Below are 18,578 nucleotides of genomic sequence, written 5' to 3'. Positions count from 1 at the left end.
GTGCGCCTGCTGCGCCGGCTGTGGCCACGGACGCTGTTCGGCCAACTGCTGCTGATCATGATCAGCGGCACCCTGCTGATCCAGTTGATGTCCAGCAGCATCTGGTTCGACGTGCGCTTCGCCCAGGTGTTCGAGGCTCCGGTGCGGCTGATCGCTGCGCGCAGTGCCCCGCTGATCGCCCAGGCGGACTGTCACGCCGGCCAGTTGCAGGTGCCGCCGCGCTATCACCTGCGCTGCGCCGAATCGCTGCCCAAGGCCCAGCGCGACGATCGACGTGGGCGCCACCGCATCGAACTGCTGTTGCACCAGGCGTTGACCTACGAGCTTGGTCACGACCAGCCGGCGCGCCTGCTGAAGGTGCAACTGACCGATGAGCTTGGTCAGCCGATCGTCTGGCGCAGCCTGTTCGGCCTGCGTACCGCTCAGGCGCACTTGCAGTTCGCCGTGCCGATGGTGGACGGCCACTGGCTGGTGATCGATGGTGAAGAGCTGCAGGGCTGGAGTGGTGAGTCGGCCTGGGTGCTGATCAGCGACTATCTGCTGCGCGTCTATGCCCTGCGCATCGTCGCCGTGCTGCTGGTGTGCCTGGTGGCCGTGCGCCTGTGCCTGCGCCCACTGCGGCGCCTGGCCGATGCCGCCCGCGGCCTGGGGCGCAACCTGGAGCAACCCGCCCTGCCCCTGGAAGGCCCCGAGGAAGTGCGCCAGGCGGCGCAGGCGTTCAACGCCATGCAGCAGCGGTTGATCGCCATGGTCAACGACAAGGCCTACTTTCTCGCGGCGGTCTCCCACGACCTGCGTACGCCACTGACCCGCATGCGTCTGCGCCTGGAGCGGCTGGAGGATGGCGAACACAAAGAGCGCCTGCGCCAGAACATCGTGCAGATGGACGCCATGATCGGCCAGGTGCTCGACTACTTACGCGCCGGCGAGCAACAGAACCTGCAGGAGGTGGACCTGGACCGACTGGTGGCGCGCCTGTGCGCCGACCTGGCCAGCGCCGAAGAGCCGCTGCCGATCCAGGGTGAAGTGGGCAAGGTGAAGGTCGATGCCTTGCTGATGCAGCGGTGCCTGCAGAACCTGCTGGTCAATGCCCTGCGTTATGGCAAGGCGGTTTCGCTGCGGCTCGAGGCGGATGCGGCGCAGGTGCGGATTCATGTCGAGGATCGCGGGCCAGGTATTGCCGCGGGCCTGCTGGATACCGTGACCGATCCGTTCGTGCGTGGAGAGGGTTCGCGCAACCAGGCGTCCGGTGGGTATGGCCTGGGGCTGAGCATTGCCCAGCGGATTGCGGCCAGCCATGGCGGTGAGTTGCGGCTTTCCAATCGCGATGGCGGTGGGCTGGAGGCTATCGTGGTATTGCCACGCTAGGACTGTGGTGGATTCTTCGCGGGCAAGCCCGCTCCCACAAACAATCCACCACGATCCCAAACCTTGAACCCCTCCCCCCAATGCGTTATAGCTAAAAAGGCACCCATAACGAAAAGAGGCTAACCACGCCCCCATGCACGAGATCACACGTATCCGTCGGCCGCATGGCCCGCTTGCCAACCTGATCGGCAAGTCCACCGGGCCCTTCCCTGCCGCCGTCTCCAGCCTCGGCTGTTCCCCGCTCTCGACACTCTTCCACACCCTGTCGATCCCGCCCCGCGATGTCCTGCTGGCGCACAAGCGCAAGCGCCCCGTGCCTCCGCCTGCCTGCTGACCCCTGAAGTTTCCGCGCTTCCACCGCCCTCGGCTCGTTGCCGTTCGGGGCTGGGGAAGTCTTGCCTTTCTTCCGTGATCACAGGACTTTTTCATGACTACTCGCGTCGCCATCATCGGTGCCGGCCCTTCCGGCCTGGCGCAACTGCGTGCCTTCCAATCCGCCCACGCCAAGGGCGCGGCCATGCCCGAAATCGTCTGCTTCGAAAAGCAGGCCGACTGGGGCGGCATGTGGAACTACACCTGGCGCACCGGCCTGGACCAGCACGGCGAACCGGTACACGGCAGCATGTACCGCTACCTCTGGTCCAACGGCCCGAAGGAATGCCTGGAGTTCGCCGACTACAGCTTCGATGAACATTTCGGCCGCCCGATTTCCTCCTACCCGCCGCGCGAAGTGCTGTGGGACTACATTCAGGGCCGGGTGAAAAAAGCCGACGTACGCCAGTACATCCGCTTCGACACCGTGGTCAAGGACGTACGCTTCGACAGCGCCAGCCGCACCTTCACCCTCACCGCCCACGACTACGCCAATGGCCAGCGCTACGAACAGGTATTCGACTACGTGGTGGTCGCCAGCGGGCATTTCTCCACACCCCAGGTGCCGTCATTCCCAGGCTTCGAGCGCTTCTCCGGACGCATCCTGCACGCCCATGATTTCCGTGATGCACTCGAGTTCGCCGGCAAGGACGTGCTGATCATCGGCAGCAGCTACTCCGCCGAAGACATCGGCTCGCAGTGCTACAAGTACGGCGCGCGCTCGATCACCAGTGCCTACCGCACCCAGCCCATGGGCTACAAGTGGCCCAAGGGCTGGGAAGAGCGGCCGCAGTTGCAGCGGGTCGACGGCGACCGCGCGCACTTTGCCGACGGCTCGAGCAAGCGCGTCGATGCGATCATCCTGTGCACCGGCTACCAGCACCACTTCCCGTTCCTGCCCGACGACCTGACCCTGCGCACCGGCAACCGTCTGTGGCCGCTGGGCCTGTACCAGGGCGTGGTGTGGGAGGCCAACCCGCAGCTGATGTACCTGGGGATGCAGGACCTGTGGTACAGCTTCAACCTGTTCGACGCCCAGGCCTGGTTCGTGCGCGACGTGATCCTTGGCCGCATCGCCCTGCCCGACCCGGCCTCCATGCGCGCCGACAGCGAGCACTGGCGCGCCGAGGAAGAGGCCTTGCAGACCACGGCCTCGATGTACGAATTCCAGGGCAGCTACATCGCCCGCCTGATCGAACAGACCGACTACCCGCGCTTCGACATCGACGCGGTGAACCGCATCTTCCTCAAATGGAAGAACGACAAGAAGCACGACATCATGGGCTACCGCGACCGCTCGTACCGCTCGGTGATGACCGGCACCGCCTCGGTGCCGCACCACACCCGCTGGATCAAGGCGCTGGACGATTCGCTGGAAGAATACCTGCGGGAAACGGCGGAGCCTGGGGACGTGAAGGTGCTGCGACCGGAGCGTTGAGGCTGGAGTTTGGCGTTTACGGGCCCGGCGCTTTAGCGCCGGGTTCGGCATCCCTCACTTGGCCGAACGCCCCTTGGGATTACGATTCAGCCGCTCCAGCCTTCTCTTCTCTCGATACCCTGCCAGCAGTACGCGCATTTCCCGATAGCGCTTGCTGTTGAGTACCAGCAATGCCAGCAGCGCGACGACTATGATGCTCAGGAAGATCCCCATGTGCGGCCTGAAACCGTAGGTCGGCAACAGGAAAACCACGGAGCCGATACAAAGGGCAGCGACCATCCATACCCCCCAGTCACGACCTCGCACTACGGCGGCATGCGCCGTGACCAGCGTCACCACCAGCACACCAAGGCTGAGCGGATAGTTGATCTCCCGGCTGCAGTCACGGCAATAGGTACTCCACACCAAAGAGAACGTCCCGGCCATGGCGTACAGCGAGAGAAAATACCCCGCCAGGAACACCATGAAGTAGCGATCGAGAAACTTCTGAAGGTCAGGATGCCGACTCATTACTCGAACTCCTCATAGAGCCCCAGAGCGATGCTCTTGGTCTTGTCCTGCACCGTCCCGCTGCCGACGAAACCGATGGAAGCGCCAAGCGAATCCTTGATCAGTGTTTGAGTGGCGTGCTTGATCTGCGTGGGCGTGTGACGCTTGATCAGCTCACCCGTGCTCTGTTGCAGCTTGAGTTGCTTCGCGGTGAGCGAAGGATGCTTGATCGACAGCAACTCGCGGGTGAGAGCGCTACGCTGCTGCCGGCTCAATGAACGGGTCAGGTCGAGCCAGTTGGCGCCCGTGGCCGCCTTGCGCACCTGCAGGAAGCGTACAGTCGTGAGGGCCGAGCTGCCGACGCCAAGCAGCGATATACCGTCGAGCAACGGTGTGGCTGCCCTGTACCAGGCCTCCTGATCCATCGCATCATTGGCTGACGGGTCGTTGACCTCGTTGACCGTTCTGACAACACCGATAAAGCACTGTGCGGTACTGGCGGTTGCTGCTGCATATCCAGCAGCGGTAAGCGCGAGGCTCACACCGCCGGAGAAGGGGACGGCGATAGTGCCGCTGAACATGACGACCCAACCCAGGATCGCACCAGCGCAGGAGAGCGTGGTGCCTACCGCCTCCTTGACCACGCGCGACTCACGCGGGTTGGTCTGCAACTGGTTCATGAATTGCTGGGGCGCAATGTAGCGAGGCGCCTCGCGCAGGATGATGCGCTTGGGCTTGATACTGCAGATGGGCTGAAACTCGCGCAGCACGATCACGTTGTAGTCGGCATCGATATACACGACACCCGCACCGACGATGCCAGGGTCGGCATCGATCGCCTTGAACAGCTTCTGCTGGTCGATGCGCCCCTGCAGGCGCTGCTGCGCCAGAAACTGCGAGGTGTTGGCCAATTCGTTGACCAGAAGGTCTTTCATGAATACGTGTCCTTACTCAGCTACAGGCTGGCCTGTCCACAGCGCAAAGCCGCTCTTTGCAGAAGCGGCCCTGCGTCGCGAAAGGGGCGCGATGCACCCCTGCAATCCCATCAAACGTTCGGGCAAGGCACCGGTGCCCAGTCACCCATGTCCGGGTTGCGGCACATGCTGTTGACCTGATCCACGCCCGCCTTGGCGACTTGCTGGGCCTCGGCTTTCTTGCCGGTGGCGTTCTGCAGGGTCTTCTCGGTGGCGACTGCTTCGGTCGGCACTTTGGTGTTGGTCTTGCCCGCAGCCTGGCCCTTCTTGGTGCCAGACTTGCTGGTCGCCTTCGGTGGCTGGACCACGGCCGCCACTTCCGAACGCTGCACGCCCACCTGCTTGAGGTCCTGCTCGTAGGCCTGGGTGTAGTTGTTCAGGTTTTCACCCAGACGACCGTTGACGGTGCCGAGCAGCTGGTTCGACTCGTTCAGGCCGGCAACGATTTCGGCCAGGCGCTTGCGGCCTTCGGTATCGTTGATGCGGTTGGCCTTGCGGTTCTGGATCAGGCTGGCGAATTCGCGCTGGTAGCAGGCCTGGGACGCCTTGGCGTACTGGGTGGTGCGGTCCAGGTCGGCGGCGCTCTTGTCGATGTCGGCGGCGTAGGAAGCGATGCGCTGCTTGTCGTCGCTGATCTGCTTCTGGCGCTCGGTGTAGTAGCCCGCCGCACCACCGACCAGGGCACCACCGGCGGCGCCGATGGCAGCGTTGCGACCACGGTTGTCACCGTCCACCAGGGCGCCGGTCAGTGCACCGCCTACCGCGCCGAGCAGTGCGCCGGTGGCGACCGAGCGAGTCATGTCGCCGTCAGTGGAGCGCAGGTGCTGCACCGGCTCGTAGCAGTTGGGGTAGTACTCCACCTTGGTCGTTGCACCGATCTTGGAAACCGGCGAGCCGGCGCAGCCGGTCAGCAGGACGCTGCTGAAACCGGCAGCCAGCAGCAGAGCGGCACGGGCCTTGGAAGCGGTGATCAGGGAGGTGCGATTCAAGCGCATGGTCGGGTTCTCTCTCGGGTTGTGCTGATCCGGCCTGCTTCATGCGGGCCGGGGTCTTTTTTCAGGGTTTCTTCAAGGTCGCGGAGCAGCCGATGCCAGCAGCTCCTTGAGGATCGTCGCCGGGTCGGCCCGCCGGTTCTGGCGGTACTCCCCGACGTGGCGGACGAACAGGGTGGCGCGGGTCTCCAGGCTCTTGCCCAGCACCGGCTTGCGCTCGAGCTCTTGCTTGACCCGCTGGAACTGCGCCTGGATCACCGCGTCGGTGTAGCGCGTGCCGCTGGCCAGGTTGTCGATGTAGATCGCCAGCGCGCCGTCCAGCGCGCTGCGGCCGTTGGCGATGGCGGCGCCATACATGCTGGCGCTGGTCTGGTCGCCCGAGGCCTGGGCCTTGGCCTGGGTGTTCTGCAGGTTGGTCAGGCGGATGTTGTAGTTGTTGATGGTCTCGGCCACGAGCGCCGCCGACTGGATCAGGTTGCCAGCCGCTTCCTCGCGCTGGCGGGCGATCAGCGAAACATTGCGCTTGAGCTCTTCGTTGACCAGACCCAGCTCGGCCTGCAGGCGCGGGTCGCTGGCGCCGGCGATGATGCCGTCCAGGCGCGTGGTCGGGTCATCGGCGGCATTGATGTCGTCGGTGAGGCCAGCCAGGCGCCCCTCTTTCTGCCACTGCTCGAACAGCTCCTGGTAGCGCGAACGCGGCGCCGACAAGGCACCGATGGCGACGCGGAAACCGGTGGTCTCGTTACGCTGCTCAGTGCCGTCGGCACCGAACAGCGGATACTCGCGGCGCATGCCAGTGAACAGCGTGGTCTCGCCTTCCAGGTAGTTGCCACCCTTGACCACGAAGCCGCCGTAGGCGCCCTGACGGCGACCAGCGTGCACTAGCTGGAACGACTCCTGGACCATTTCGGCGGCATTGCCGATCACATCGAACAACCCGAGCGGGTTGGGTTGCTTGGTCCCGATCGGCATCAGTCGCGCAGCCTGTCCGGTGCCACCAGCAACCTGGTTGAACACCGCCCAGTCGGCCAACGGCCCGTCACTGTCGCTGCCTTCGACCTTGCGCGGGAACAAACGCCCATCGAGCTCCTGGCGGCTGACCGCCGAACCGCCGCGGGCGGCGAACTCCCATTCCACTTCGGTGGGCAAGCGCACGAAACCGGTCCCGCCATCTTCGGCCTTGCTGCCCCGGCCACTGACCGGCAGCAACTCGCGGTGGTGCTTCATCAACCAGGCGCTGTACACCGCAGCGAAGCGCTCGGCCTCGAAGCGCGACAGCTTGACCTTGGGCAGGCGACCGGCCGCCTCGGTGACCGGTTCGCAGGCGGGCTCGGCCTCGCCGCTGGCCAGCGACTGAGCCTGGGCCATGACCTGGGCATACTGGCGCGCTGTCACCTCGTACTTGCCGATGAAATACATCATCGGTTTGAGCGGGCTGCCTGCCTCGACCTTGGGCAGGCTGGCGCCGACCTGCTTCTGCCAGGCGGGGGCCAGGTCCTGCAGGCTGAACTGGCCATTGATGAAGTCGCGGCGATATCCGGAAATGAACGACTGCTTGTAACCCGCCTCGCCTTCGCTGAAGGGGTAACCCAGGTTGACCTCGCGGTCATCGAGGCTGCCTTGCGCCAGCACGTAGACATGCCGGAAGACAATCTCGCCGCCACAGGGCAGCGGCAAGCTGACGTCGTCGGCCAGGGGCTTGGGGTTGTCCAGCTTGCTGGTGGCGGCGGGGTCGGGCGTGGCGGTGTTGACCGCGGAGGCCTGGGGCTTGTCCTCGCCGTCGGCGGGAGAGCAGGCCACAAGGCCCAGTGTGGTGACGATCAAGGCCGCTACCTTGAGGCGAAGTTCAGACATCACGAATTCCTTGCGAGGCGTCGATCCGCGCCACCCGCCAGCCGCCCAGGGCGGCGGCAGCGGTGCTGGCCGCCAGCACGGCGAGCAGCGCGACGAGATAGTGCATGGGCAGCAGATGAGCGGCGTATTCGCCGGGCACCTGCATGAACAGTCGGTTCAGGCCGTGCTCGGCCAGGGCATACAACAGGGCCGCCAGCCCGGCGGCGAGCAGGCCGCTGTATAGCGCCTGCAACACCACGAACAACAGCAGCGCGGCGGTGCCGAAGCCCAGCAGGCGCAACACCGCCAGCTCGCGCTGCTTGCGCTCGACCGCCGCCACCGCACCTGCAGCAACCGCCGCAACCGCCCCGGCCACGGCCAACGCGGCGATGATCCAGAACACCAGGTCGAGATTACGCCCGAGCGACTGCACCTGGGCGATCTGCGCCGCCTGGGTCGAGACCAGCAACTGGCGCTCGGCAAAGAACTGGCGCAGCGGCTCGACGTCCTCGAGCGTGCGGGCATACAGGCGAAACGCCGGGTAGACCCGCGCCGCGCTGCCGGCCTGCAGCTCGCCCGCCCACTCCAGCGCCGGTACCGCACGCCCGTCGCGGTAGTCCTCGGCGGCCTCCAGTAAGGCCAACGGTGCAAACAAGGCGTCGCGCTCGAACGCTGCCAGCGGCAGCACGGCACGCACGTGCAACGAGGTCTGGCGCCACTGCACCTCGCCCGCACGCTGGCGATTGAAACTGGCCTGCAAGTGATCGCCAGGACGGGCCCCGAGCTTTTCCGCCGCGGTGAAACTCAGCACCACGTCGCGCAGGTCGGCTGCATCGGGGGCCACGGCGCCGTCGAGCAACGGATCACCGGGCGCGGTCGGCAACATCTCGACCGTCACCCCACGCCCTTGTGCAGGCAGCAACAGCTCGGCGGTGGCGGCGATCTGGCGGGTGCGCGGAATGGCGAAGGCGACATCCGGACGCGCCGCGAGCCCGGCGATGAAATCGGCAGTGAAACGTCCCCCACCCAAGGGAATGACCTCACGCACACTCGGGTCGCGCTGCAGACGCTCGGTCAGGCTGCCGATCAGGCCGAACTTCAGGCCGAACAGCACCAGCAGTGGCGCAATCACCGCCACCAGCGCCAGCACCGCGCAGGCCGACAGTCGCGCGTCGGTGCGGTAGTCCTGCCAGGCCAACCCGGCGATCAGCAACGGGCGCATCAGGCAGCCTGCCCCAAGGTCGCGATGACACCGCCTTCGGCATCGCGTCGACAGTGCATGCGCAGCACCCGCAGCCCGGCGTCGCGGGCCAGGGTCTCGTCGTGGGTGGCGATGATGCAGGTCACCCGATGCGCCTCGGCCTGGCGCAGCAGCAGCTGCATCACCCGCTCGGCATTGACCGGATCGAGCGCTGCGGTCGGCTCGTCCGCCAGCAACAGCGAAGGCGCATGGGCCAGGGCGCGGGCACAACTGACCCGCTGGCGCTGGCCCAGCGAAAGCGCCGCCGGACGCTTGTCCAACTGGTCGCTCACATCCAGCGCGGCCGCCAGGCGCTCGACGCCACCGTCGTCGGCCAGCCCCAGCAACTGGCGCGGCAGGCGGATATTGCCGCGTACGTCGAGAAAACCCAGCAGCCCGCCCGCTTGCAGCACATAGCCCAGATGCCGGCTGCGCAAGGCGGCCAGCCGGTCGAGCCGACGACCACGCCACAGCCCGGCGACATCCTGCACGCTGCCCTCAAGTTCCAGGGTGAAGGCGTCCGCCGCATCCGGCGCCAGCACCAATGCCAGCAGGTCGAGCAGCGTGCTCTTGCCGCAGCCGCTGGGCCCGACCAACGCCACCCGCTCACCGGCGCCCAGGCGCAGATCGCCGATCTCCAGGCGGTAGCGCCCGCGCGTCTTGTGCACCCCCTGCAGGCTGATCATCACGGCAGCGTCGACAGCGGGACACGGTACAGGGCGTCGCCCGGTTCGGCGTTGCCGAAGCGCACCCAGTTGGCCATGTCGTTGTGGAGGGTTTCGTAGAGGCGAATCTTCGAGTCGAGCTCGTCGATGAAGTCCTCCTGCTCGGCGACCGACAGCGACAACCACAGGTCCTGGGTCATGCTCAGCGACTTGCTGCGATACGGCAGACCCTCGAGGTACTCACCGAGCACGCCGCCCTGGGCAAGGTTGGCGCCCTTGCTCAGCGCGCCCGGGTCGCGGCTCATGTAGGCACTGGCGCTGGCGATTTCATTGAAGAAGTCGCCCGGCGAGCTGCGCGTCTTGCGCGCCGCATCGACGATCAGCTTGAGCGACTGCTGCAGGTCGTTGAGCTGCAGCTTGGTCAGCATCACGCACACCTGCAAGGTCGGCAGCGCCGGGTTGGTCAGGTCACGGTCGGCGGTCCAGGCACTCACCAGTTGCGGCGCCTGGCTGGCGCTGCGGCGGCCGAGGAAGTCCATGTGCATGGCATAGCCCACGGCCTGGGTCTTGGCGGCGAGGCTGGAGCCACTAGCGAGCAGCGGCACGGCCTGCGGTTGCTGGTTGCGTACCTGATGAACCAGCTCGGCGAAGGTCGAACCGATCTCCTGCACGCGCGCGCCAAAGGCGTTCACATCGCCGCCCGGCACCCCCACGTAGAGGTCGCCGATACGCGGGTTGCTGTCGGCGGTGAGCACGCGGTACTGCTGCTCGGCCGAGCCGTGGTTCTTTACCCCGGCGGGGGTGCGCAGGTGCAGGGCGTAAATCTTGATCTGTTTGCTCAACGCCGCCTGACGCACCTCGGCTTCGTTCATCCGCGTACTGCTCTCGGGATCGCTCTTGCGCAAGGCGCCAGCATCGCTGACCAGCAACACGATGCGCCCGCCGTAGCCGGACCAGTCCATGCCCTCGACCGCCTGCATGACCCCGGCGAAGGCATCCTCGTTGAACGAATGGCTGGACACGGTGGTGGCCTTGACCTGCGACGCGGCCTTGAGAAAGCGCGCAGGGTCGCGGCCTTCATCGAGGGTGACCAGGGTCTTGCTCAGGTAGTCCAGGCCCGGCGTGCGCTTGACGCTGTTGCGAAAGCCCACCAGGCCAAAGCTGACGCTGTCCAGCTCACCGCGTGCCGCCAGTTGCTGCTGCAACTCGCTGACCACCTGGCGCACCCGGTCGATGTAGGGTTGCATCGACACCGAGGTGTCCACCACCAGCACGATACCGGTGCGGAAGCTGTTGTCGCCGGCGCCGGCAACACCTGCGGCCTGAGGCGTGCTGCCGGCCGCACTGCTGCCGGGATCGATCGATGCGATGTTGAGCAGTTGCACCGGCTGGCCGTCGGCGTCGAAGCTCTCGCGGTAATCGAAGATCGGCATCAGGTAGAACTGGTCCTGCGGCACCGCGTTGGCCGCAGGCTCCAGCGCCAGCACACGCGGTACCTGTGCTGGGTCGTTCTGTGCCTTGAGCAATTGCGCGCGGGCCTGGGAACTGTCGTCGAGCAACTGCTGCACATCGTCGGGCTGACGCATGAACATCACCGGCGCACGACCAGAGCGTTCGGTGAACTTGAGCACCAGGCTCTGCTTCCAGTCGCTGGTCTGCTCTGCAGGCAGCCAGCCTTCGCGCAGGCCATCGCTGGCAGCACCGACCTGGACCCAGGCTTTGCCGTCGATATCCTTGCGCTGATAAACGTAGAGCACCGAGAAGGCCGGCAGGCTGTCACCGGCAGCGCCACCAGGGGTGTCGGCCAGGCGTGCGCCGGGCTTGGTCAGCACGCGCTGGAACAGGGTCTTCTTGCCCGCCATGAGCAGCGGGCGCTGATTGTCCTGCGAGGTGCTGGCGACAGGAGGTGGCGCGCTGGGTGGGGCCGGTGTCTGTGCCACAGGTGGGGCGACGGCGGGTTCGTCGTGGCCGGCGAACAACCAGTAGCCACCCGCCGCCAGGCCCAGTGCCGCTGCGATGGCCACCGCGAGCAGCGCCACCGCAGGCTTTTTCTTCGGCGCAACGACAGGCGCCGGGCGGCTTTGCTCTGGCTCACGCTGGACGGGCTCGGGTTGCGCATGTGCCTGGGGAATCTCGATGGACACTGGCGTCAACCCTGCGAGCTCGGGGGCTGCCGGGGGCACGACCAGTGGCCGGATCACCGTGCTCTGGTTGTCGTCGGCCGGCAGGCGATCCAGTGCCGCCAACAAGGCAGCGGCATCGGCGAAGCGTTCGTTGGGGTCCTTGGCCAGCAAGCCGCGCAGGATTTCCTGGTAGCGCCCATGCTCGATGGGCAACTCCGGCAGCGGCTCGGTCAGGTGCGCCAGCGCCGTGGACAGTGCATCGGTGCCGCTGTAGGGCAGCTTGCCGACGAGGATTTCGTAGAGCACCACCCCCAGCGCATACAGGTCGGCGCGCCCGTCGATCTCAAGCCCGCGCGCCTGCTCCGGGCTCATGTAGCTGGGCGTCCCCACCGCGAAACCGGCCTGGGTGAACTGGGTGTGATCGTCCAGGGACTTGGCGATGCCAAAGTCCGACAGCACGGCGTTGCCATCGGCACGGAACAGGATGTTGGCCGGTTTCACGTCGCGGTGCACCAGGCCCTGGGCATGGGCATAACCCAGCGCCTGGGCCATCTGGCGCACATAGACCAACCCTTGCTCCGGCGTCAGCCCGGCGGCGATGCGCTCCTTGAGCGTGCCGCTGGGCAGGTACTCCATGGCCATGTAGTACAGCTCGCCGACATTGCCGATATCGTGGATGGTGGCGATGTGCGGATGGGCCAGGCGCGCAAGGGTGCGGCCTTCGCGCAGGAAGCGCTCGCAGAAGGTCGGATCGGCCGCCAGGCTCGCGGCCATCACCTTGAGCGCGACCTTGCGCTGCAATGAGCGCTGGGTGGCCAGGTAGACGCTGGCCATGGCGCCTTGGCCAATCTCGCCGTCGATGTCGAATCCGGGGATCTGCATGTCCATGATGTTCTTCAATTGGCCTTCACCACCACGGCGGTGATGTTGTCGGGCGCGCCTCGGGTCAGGCCCAGGTGGACCAGGCTGCGTACTATTTGATAGGGGTCGGCATGGTTGAGCACCTCGCCGATCTCGAGGTCTTCGGCGGTCTTGGTCAGGCCATCGCTGCACAGTAGGAAGGTGTCGCCAGGGCGCACCTGCAAGGCCACGGCCTGCAGTTCCAGGTGGTCCTCGACACCGATGGCACGGGTCACGATGTTGCCGCGCGGATGCACCCGGGCCTCGGCTTCGCTGAGCAGGCCACTGTCCTGCAGTTCCTGGACGTAGCTGTGATCGTGGGACAGGCGCTCGATGCGCCCGCCGCGCAGGCGGTACAGACGGCTGTCACCGGCCCACAGGCCGATGGCCTGGTCGCCGCGTGCGGCCAGCACCACCACGGTACTGCCCATCATCGCTACGCCACGGCGCGCGGTTTCCTCGCGGACCGTGAGGTTGACCCACGCCAGGCCGTCACGCACTTCGTCGGCGAACTCCGCCAGCGAGTCGAGCTTCGGCAGGCGGCGCAGGCTGTCCACTGCCAGGCTGCTGACATAGTCGCCCGCCGCATGGCCACCCATGCCGTCGGCCACTGCCCACAGGCCCGCCCAGGTCAGGTCCAGGCAAGCGTCCTCGTTGATCTTGCGTACCATGCCGACATGGCTGTAGCTGGCCGCGGTGTACTGCAGGTCGGTCATGCGCGTGCGGCCTCGCTACCCAGAAGAAACCCGGCGAAATCCTCGCTGCGCGGCAGGCCCGGATAGCGCATCAGGCCCGGTGCGATCCGCTCCGAGCCCCTGCCCCACCACAGGCTCATGCCTTCGCAGGCGCATTCGGCCAGTGCTCGCTCTCGCCCCTCCGGCGTGGTCGCGGCCAGACGTTGCAACCCACCCACCGCAGGCCCGCTCGCTATCCCCTGTGGCAGCGGGGTGGTGCCGCGATAGGGCCGCACCGCATCCTCGAATGCCTCGAGCTGCGCACCTTCCTCCAGCGTGCCGAGCAAAGCCGCTTCGACCTGCTCGAACCACTCATCCGCCCCCACCACCGCAACCGCCACCGAAACCTGTGGCTCCAGCGCCTGCGCCACGGTCAGCGGAAAATACCGCCCGACCCGATCGATGCTCGGCATCACCACCCCGATCATCGCCTGCGGCCCGCACACACCCGCGGCCAGGGCAAAGCGCCACAGCGGGCTGACCAGGTAGGCCTGCAGCCACTGCTCGCCCAGTTGTCGCTGGCTGGCCTGGATACCTGCGGCCAGCCACTGGTCCCAGGGCTGGATGAAACTCTGTGGCAGGTCGCGGCTGACGAAGTCACCGCGGCAGGCCATCTTTCCGTAGAAACCGACGTCGTTCACAGGCGCTCCGGCAGGCTGAAACCGCTGACCACTCGGCTGCGGAACGGGTTGAAGGCGCTGCTGGCACGCAGCTCATAGGACACGCTGGCACCGTCGACCCGCAGGCGCAGGCTGAAGCGCTCGGGCGAGGTGCCGGCGATCAGGTCGGACTGGTCGAGCAGGCGGAACCACGCCCACGGGCCTTCCAGCGTGAGCCCCGAGCGGCCACTGGCCGAAGGGGGCGAGATCGACAGGCGCACGACGCCGATGCTGTTCGGGTTCGGCCACTGCAACGACACCGGACGGCTCGGGCCGTGGTCATAGCTGACCTGTTGGCCATCGAGGTCGAGCATGAACTGGGTGATCGATGCATCCATCGCCACCGGCTTGAGCTCGAAACGCACGCCTGGCGTCAGGCCGCTGCTGTTACGGAAGAAGGCATCGCGGATGGTCGCGGCGCGCTGGAAGGTGTTGAGCACACCGTCATTGATCCCCAGCTTCTGCGCCGCCCCTGGCTGCCAGCTCCACGGCGACGTAGAGGTGTTGACGTAAGGCTGCAGATATTTGCGGAAGTAGTTGTCCATCACCCCGCCAACACCGAAGAACTGGCCGAAGTCTTCCAGGGTCGCATCACGCGGGCTGCCGGCCGTCAGCGGGTAGCGACCGCTGAGGGACTGGCGGTAGACATTGACCACCTCGCTGGTCCAGGCGGCATTGAGCTGGTTGCGTACGCCACCCATGACGATGGCGTTGGTGGAGCCAACCACCGAGCCGACCAGGTTCTGCACCACTTTCGGCTGTCGCGCGGCACCGAGCGAAACCCTCTGCGAGGCAGCCTGAGCCTGGTTCTTGGCCTCACCCAGCAGGGCTTCGCCACTGGCGCCGACCATCGCACTGACCTGTACGTACAGGGCGTTGAGATCGGCGAGCAGACCGTCGATCGAGCTTGGCTGGCCTTCGCCACCTTCGACCAGCTCGGCCAGTTCGGCGAAGTGTGCGGTCACAGGGTCTACCTCACGCGCACCTTGCTCAGTGCCCGGGATCGGCGTGTCGCCGAGCAGACCACCCAGGCGCTGGCGCAGTTGATCGACACCGGCCTGTTCGACCTTGGCCTGGGCCTTGTCGAGGGTGGTGGGCTGCTGCAGGTCGGTTTCCTTGGCCACCGCCTGCAACAGTTTCTTCATCGGCGAGGTAGGGCCGGACAATACCCGCAGCACGTCGGCGGCCTGCCCGACACTGGTGATCGGGACGAAGTCCAGGTCGGCCAACAGCGCGTCCCAGTGGCGGATGTAGTCCTGGTAGTAGAGCTGGCGCACATCGTCCGCCAGGCGCTTGGCATCGCTGGCCTCGCTCAGCTCGCGACCAAGCACCCAGCGCTCTTCGGCGAGGGTTTCGCTGTGGGCGACGCTGGCGGCGAGAAACGCCTTGCGATAGCCCTCGACAGTGAAGATCCCCGGCAGCGGCTCGGTCAGCGGCTTGCCACTCTTGCGCTGGAATACCAGCGCGGCATCGCGTCCAGCGGCGTCGCTGATGCGAAAATCACTGACGCCGGCCGGCAGCTTCTGTCGCTTGACCCGGTCATACACACGTTGCGCCACCGGCAACTGCTGCAACTGGCGGCGGGTGTCGTCGATCAGGCGTTGGTCGAGGCGCGCATTCGGCGGGCGCTTGTCGAACAGCGCCGCCAGGTGCTGTTCAAGTGCCTGGCGCTGCTCGGGAGCCAGATCGCGCGGCAGATGGCGCTCCCAGTCGAGACTGATCCAGGCCTTGAGGAAGTCAGCGTCGTAATGCTCGCCGTCGGCCAGCATCAGATAGGCCTTCAGGCCCTCGTACAGATAGTCGGAAGGACCGCCGGCGTACAGTTGCTCCTCGATGCGGGTGACCAGCCGCGGGGCGAAGATCGCGATCAACAGCTTGCGATAGACGCTGGTGGACTCGGTCTCCAGCATGTCGCCCTGGTACAACCCGAGCCCCTCGGCCCAGGCCGGCGGATCGTCTGCCAGACGGCGCACGGCGTTGAGCAGCGGCAGCACCTCGATCACCTCGCGCTGCGCCGGGCTCAGTTCCTGCACGCTTTTGCCCAGTGGTTTGAGGCGGCTGTCGACTTCGGCGATGTACTGCTGCTTGGCGCGGTAGCTCAGGGTCCACAGGGTGCCGACCACCAGCACCAGAGCCACGCTCAGCGCCAGGGCACCTCGGGTGATCCATTTGCGGCGCTGCTCGACCTTGGGGTTGCTGCCCACCAGCCCACGCTCGGCGAAGGCCACGGCGCTGAACAGCTTCTCGATGAAGTAGCTGCGTCCGGTGCCGGTCTGGCGCGCCAGGTGCGCGCGGTCCAGGCCCATGCTCTGCGCCATGCTGCCGATCAGGCGATCGATGGGGCTGCCTTCCTGGGTGCCGCTGGTGAAGTACACACCGCGCAGCAGCGCCCGCGCCTCGAAGGCGTTGGGTTTGAATACGCCGTCGAGGAAGGTCTTGAGATTGCCGCGTAGTGCCGCGAACTGCTGGACGAAGCCATAGATCAGGTCGCGCCGCGCCGGGTCGCGCTCCTGCTGCAGGCGCTCGACCAGACGCTGATTGAGGCGTTGTTCGAGCAGGCCGAACTCCTGGTCGAAGCCGGCCAGTGGGCCGTCGCCCTGCTGCCCGTCATCCAGCGCGAAGGTCATGCCCCACACCTGGGCGCGCTCGTCCTTGCTCAGGTTGTCGAAGTACTCCATGAAGCCCGGCACCAGGTCGAGCTTGGTGAGCATCAGGTAGATCGGGAAACGCACACCGAGCTGGCTGTACAACTCCTGGATTCGGGTGCGGATCGCCGCCGCATGGGCGGCGCGTTCGGCGTCGCTGCCCAGCAGCAGATCGGACAGGCTGATGGCGATGAACGCCCCGTCGATAGGGCGACGCGAGCGCTGGGTCTTGAGCAGGTCGAGAAAGCCCAGCCAGGCGGCCTTGTCTACCTGCGCATGGCTGTCCTGGGTGGTGTAGCGCCCAGCGGTGTCGAGCAGCACCGCCTGGTCGGTGAACCACCAGTCGCAGTTGCGCGTGCCACCGACACCACGGATGGCGCCCTCGCCCAACTGTGCCGCCAGCGGGAAATGCAGCCCCGAGTTGACCAGCGCGGTGGTCTTGCCGGAGCCCGGCGGGCCGATGATCACGTACCACGGCAGCTCGTAGAGGTTGCGGCGCTCGTCACCGCCCAGGCGCGCTTTCTTAAGCAGTACCAGGGCCTCGTCCATGCGTTGACGCAGGGTAGCCAGCTCTTCGGCGGTGGCCAGGCTCGCAGGATCCGGCGCAGTTTCGGCGGCCAGGCTCTCCATCACTTTGGCGGCTTGGCGACGCGCCTGGACGATGCGCCAGGTACGGTAGGTAATCCACACCGCGAACAGCAGGACGATCAGAATCCAGCGCGGCGCCGGCGGCGCCAGCACGTCCAGCAGCGGCCCGATGAACCAGATGATCAGGCTGAGGGCGATCAGCCCCAGCACCGGGATCACCCAGCGAATGACAAAACTGAAAAACGCCTTCACTCGACGCCCTCCGCCAGTACGGTGATTTCGACCCGGCGATTCTTCGCCCGGCCCTGTGCGGTGTCGTTGGAGGCCAGCGGCTCGGTGTCGCTCAGGCCTTGCGCGCTGAAGCGCTGCGGCTGGCCGGTGCGCGCGGCGAGCATTGCCTTGACCTCTTCGGCACGAGCCTGGGACAGCGCCCAGTTGGAGGGGAAGCGGATCGTGGCGATGCGCTGGTTATCGCTGTGGCCAGTGACGCGCACGTTGCCCTTCACCTTGGAAACCGCCTCGGCGATACGCAGCATCAGCGGCTCGAAATCGCCTTTGATACTGGCGCTGGCAGACGCGAACAGCTCGTCGCCACGAATGGTCACAACAGAGCGGTCGACCGCATCTTCCACCGAGACCCGACCGGCCTTGATGTCATCGGCAAGGAAACCTGCCAGGCGCGGGCGCTCGACCGGCTTGGGCTGCACCACCGGGCGGTCCATGGCCTGCACCGGGATTTCACCCAGGGCATGGATGCCGCGAAATACGGGTTCTGCATCGGAGGCCAGCTTCAGGCGCAGACCGAACAGCAACAGCAGCAGCAAGGCCAGGGCCACCGCGAGCCCTACCCAGGGCGGCACGAACTGGGTCAGACGATCGCGGCTGACCGAGACGCCACGCCAGTGCGGGGATAATTCGCGCTCGATCTCCCCGCGCGCGCTGCGCAGGGTCGCAGCGGTACGCTCACGCAGCGCCTCGAGCTGTGCACGCCCCCCGTTCATCACCCGGTAGCGGCCCTCGAAACCGAGGCTGATGCACAGGTACAGCAACTCCAGCAGGTTCAGACGCTCGCGCGGGCTCTGCAGGCAATGCTCGAGCAACTGGAAGACCTTTTCACCGCCCCAGGCTTCGTTGTGCACGGTGATCAAGAGGCTCTGCTTGCCCCAGTCGCTGCTGCTGCCCCAGGGGGTGCTGAGCACGGCTTCATCGAGGGCGGTGCACAGGGCATAGCGCGCCAGCAGCACTTCGTTGCGCGGTACACCGCCAGCCTCGGCGCGCTCCTCGAACTGGCGCAGGTAGGCGAGCAGCTGCGCGCGCAGGCTCGCCGGGGCTGGATGGGCGATGGTATTGCGCAGTCGTGTAAGCATTGCCAGCAGCGGACCGGCCGCCTGCTCCAGCGGATTGAGGCCCGTGCCCTGGCCCGGCGCCAGCGGCTCGGCCGGTACGCTCAGCGGCGGTGGTGCGGCCTGGGGTGCCGCCGTCGGCTGCGGGCCTCGTCCGCCCGGGCGAGGCATGAACTGGGTGCGGTCGTTGGCCTGCGGATCGTCGTGCTGCATCG

General features: G+C 66.4%; 13 protein-coding genes. 2 read left to right on the top strand and 11 right to left on the bottom strand.

Annotation, left to right across the window (positions count from 1 at the left end; genetic code table 11):
- Together APH44_RS03180 and APH44_RS03170 are read left to right on the top strand one after the other, a co-directional pair.
- Positions 1-1,368 (top strand): ATP-binding protein, encoded by a 1,368-nt coding sequence (locus tag APH44_RS03180; protein WP_054891246.1) that lies wholly within the window; start codon positions 1-3, stop codon positions 1,366-1,368.
- A gap of 427 nt (positions 1,369-1,795) precedes the next feature.
- Positions 1,796-3,178, top strand: coding sequence for an NAD(P)/FAD-dependent oxidoreductase (locus APH44_RS03170; RefSeq protein ID WP_054891244.1), 1,383 nt, complete (start codon positions 1,796-1,798; stop codon positions 3,176-3,178).
- Positions 3,179-3,232: 54 nt separating this feature from the next.
- Here APH44_RS03170 and APH44_RS03165 read toward each other — a convergent pair whose 3' ends face one another.
- The 11 genes from APH44_RS03165 to APH44_RS03115 all read right to left on the bottom strand — a co-directional run bounded on the left by APH44_RS03165 (position 3,233) and on the right by APH44_RS03115 (position 18,576).
- Complete coding sequence (locus tag APH44_RS03165; RefSeq protein WP_054891243.1) at positions 3,233-3,688, bottom strand: hypothetical protein; 456 nt, start codon at positions 3,686-3,688, stop codon at positions 3,233-3,235.
- Positions 3,688-4,602 (bottom strand): hypothetical protein, encoded by a 915-nt coding sequence (locus APH44_RS03160; RefSeq protein ID WP_054891242.1) that lies wholly within the window; start codon positions 4,600-4,602, stop codon positions 3,688-3,690. The genes APH44_RS03165 and APH44_RS03160 overlap by 1 nt, the downstream gene beginning before the upstream one ends.
- 110 nt (positions 4,603-4,712) lie before the next feature.
- On the bottom strand, positions 4,713-5,636 hold the full coding sequence (tagQ, locus tag APH44_RS03155; RefSeq protein WP_054891241.1) for a type VI secretion system-associated lipoprotein TagQ: 924 nt from the start codon (positions 5,634-5,636) through the stop codon (positions 4,713-4,715).
- Between the two features lie 72 nt (positions 5,637-5,708).
- Positions 5,709-7,487, bottom strand: coding sequence for an SUMF1/EgtB/PvdO family nonheme iron enzyme (locus APH44_RS03150; RefSeq protein ID WP_054891240.1), 1,779 nt, complete (start codon positions 7,485-7,487; stop codon positions 5,709-5,711).
- Complete coding sequence (locus APH44_RS03145; protein WP_054891239.1) at positions 7,480-8,688, bottom strand: FtsX-like permease family protein; 1,209 nt, start codon at positions 8,686-8,688, stop codon at positions 7,480-7,482. The genes APH44_RS03150 and APH44_RS03145 overlap by 8 nt, the downstream gene beginning before the upstream one ends.
- Positions 8,688-9,392, bottom strand: a complete 705-nt coding sequence (locus APH44_RS03140) for an ABC transporter ATP-binding protein (RefSeq protein WP_054891238.1) — start codon at positions 9,390-9,392, stop codon at positions 8,688-8,690. The genes APH44_RS03145 and APH44_RS03140 overlap by 1 nt, the downstream gene beginning before the upstream one ends.
- A complete protein-coding gene (locus tag APH44_RS03135) occupies positions 9,392-12,382 on the bottom strand; it encodes a serine/threonine-protein kinase (RefSeq protein WP_054891237.1) in 2,991 nt (996 codons plus the stop codon). The genes APH44_RS03140 and APH44_RS03135 overlap by 1 nt, the downstream gene beginning before the upstream one ends.
- Before the next feature lie 8 nt (positions 12,383-12,390).
- On the bottom strand, positions 12,391-13,110 hold the full coding sequence (locus APH44_RS03130) for a PP2C family serine/threonine-protein phosphatase (RefSeq protein WP_054891236.1): 720 nt from the start codon (positions 13,108-13,110) through the stop codon (positions 12,391-12,393).
- Positions 13,107-13,769: a type VI secretion system-associated protein TagF gene (tagF, locus tag APH44_RS03125; RefSeq protein ID WP_141687484.1), complete on the bottom strand. Its 663-nt coding sequence runs from the start codon at positions 13,767-13,769 to the stop codon at positions 13,107-13,109. Before tagF ends, APH44_RS03130 begins: the two co-directional genes overlap by 4 nt.
- On the bottom strand, positions 13,766-17,272 hold the full coding sequence (gene tssM, locus APH44_RS03120) for a type VI secretion system membrane subunit TssM (RefSeq protein ID WP_054891235.1): 3,507 nt from the start codon (positions 17,270-17,272) through the stop codon (positions 13,766-13,768). Before tssM ends, tagF begins: the two co-directional genes overlap by 4 nt.
- Positions 17,269-18,576 (bottom strand): DotU family type VI secretion system protein, encoded by a 1,308-nt coding sequence (locus APH44_RS03115; RefSeq protein WP_054891234.1) that lies wholly within the window; start codon positions 18,574-18,576, stop codon positions 17,269-17,271. Before APH44_RS03115 ends, tssM begins: the two co-directional genes overlap by 4 nt.
- Positions 18,577-18,578: the final 2 nt, after the last annotated feature.

It is taken from the genome of Pseudomonas sp. NBRC 111143, from assembly GCF_001320965.1.
In the GTDB taxonomy this organism is placed as follows: Bacteria; Pseudomonadota; Gammaproteobacteria; order Pseudomonadales; family Pseudomonadaceae; genus Aquipseudomonas; species Aquipseudomonas machongensis.
The sequence above is the reverse complement of the archived record's forward strand: the minus strand, read 5'-3'. Positions and strand labels throughout refer to the sequence as shown.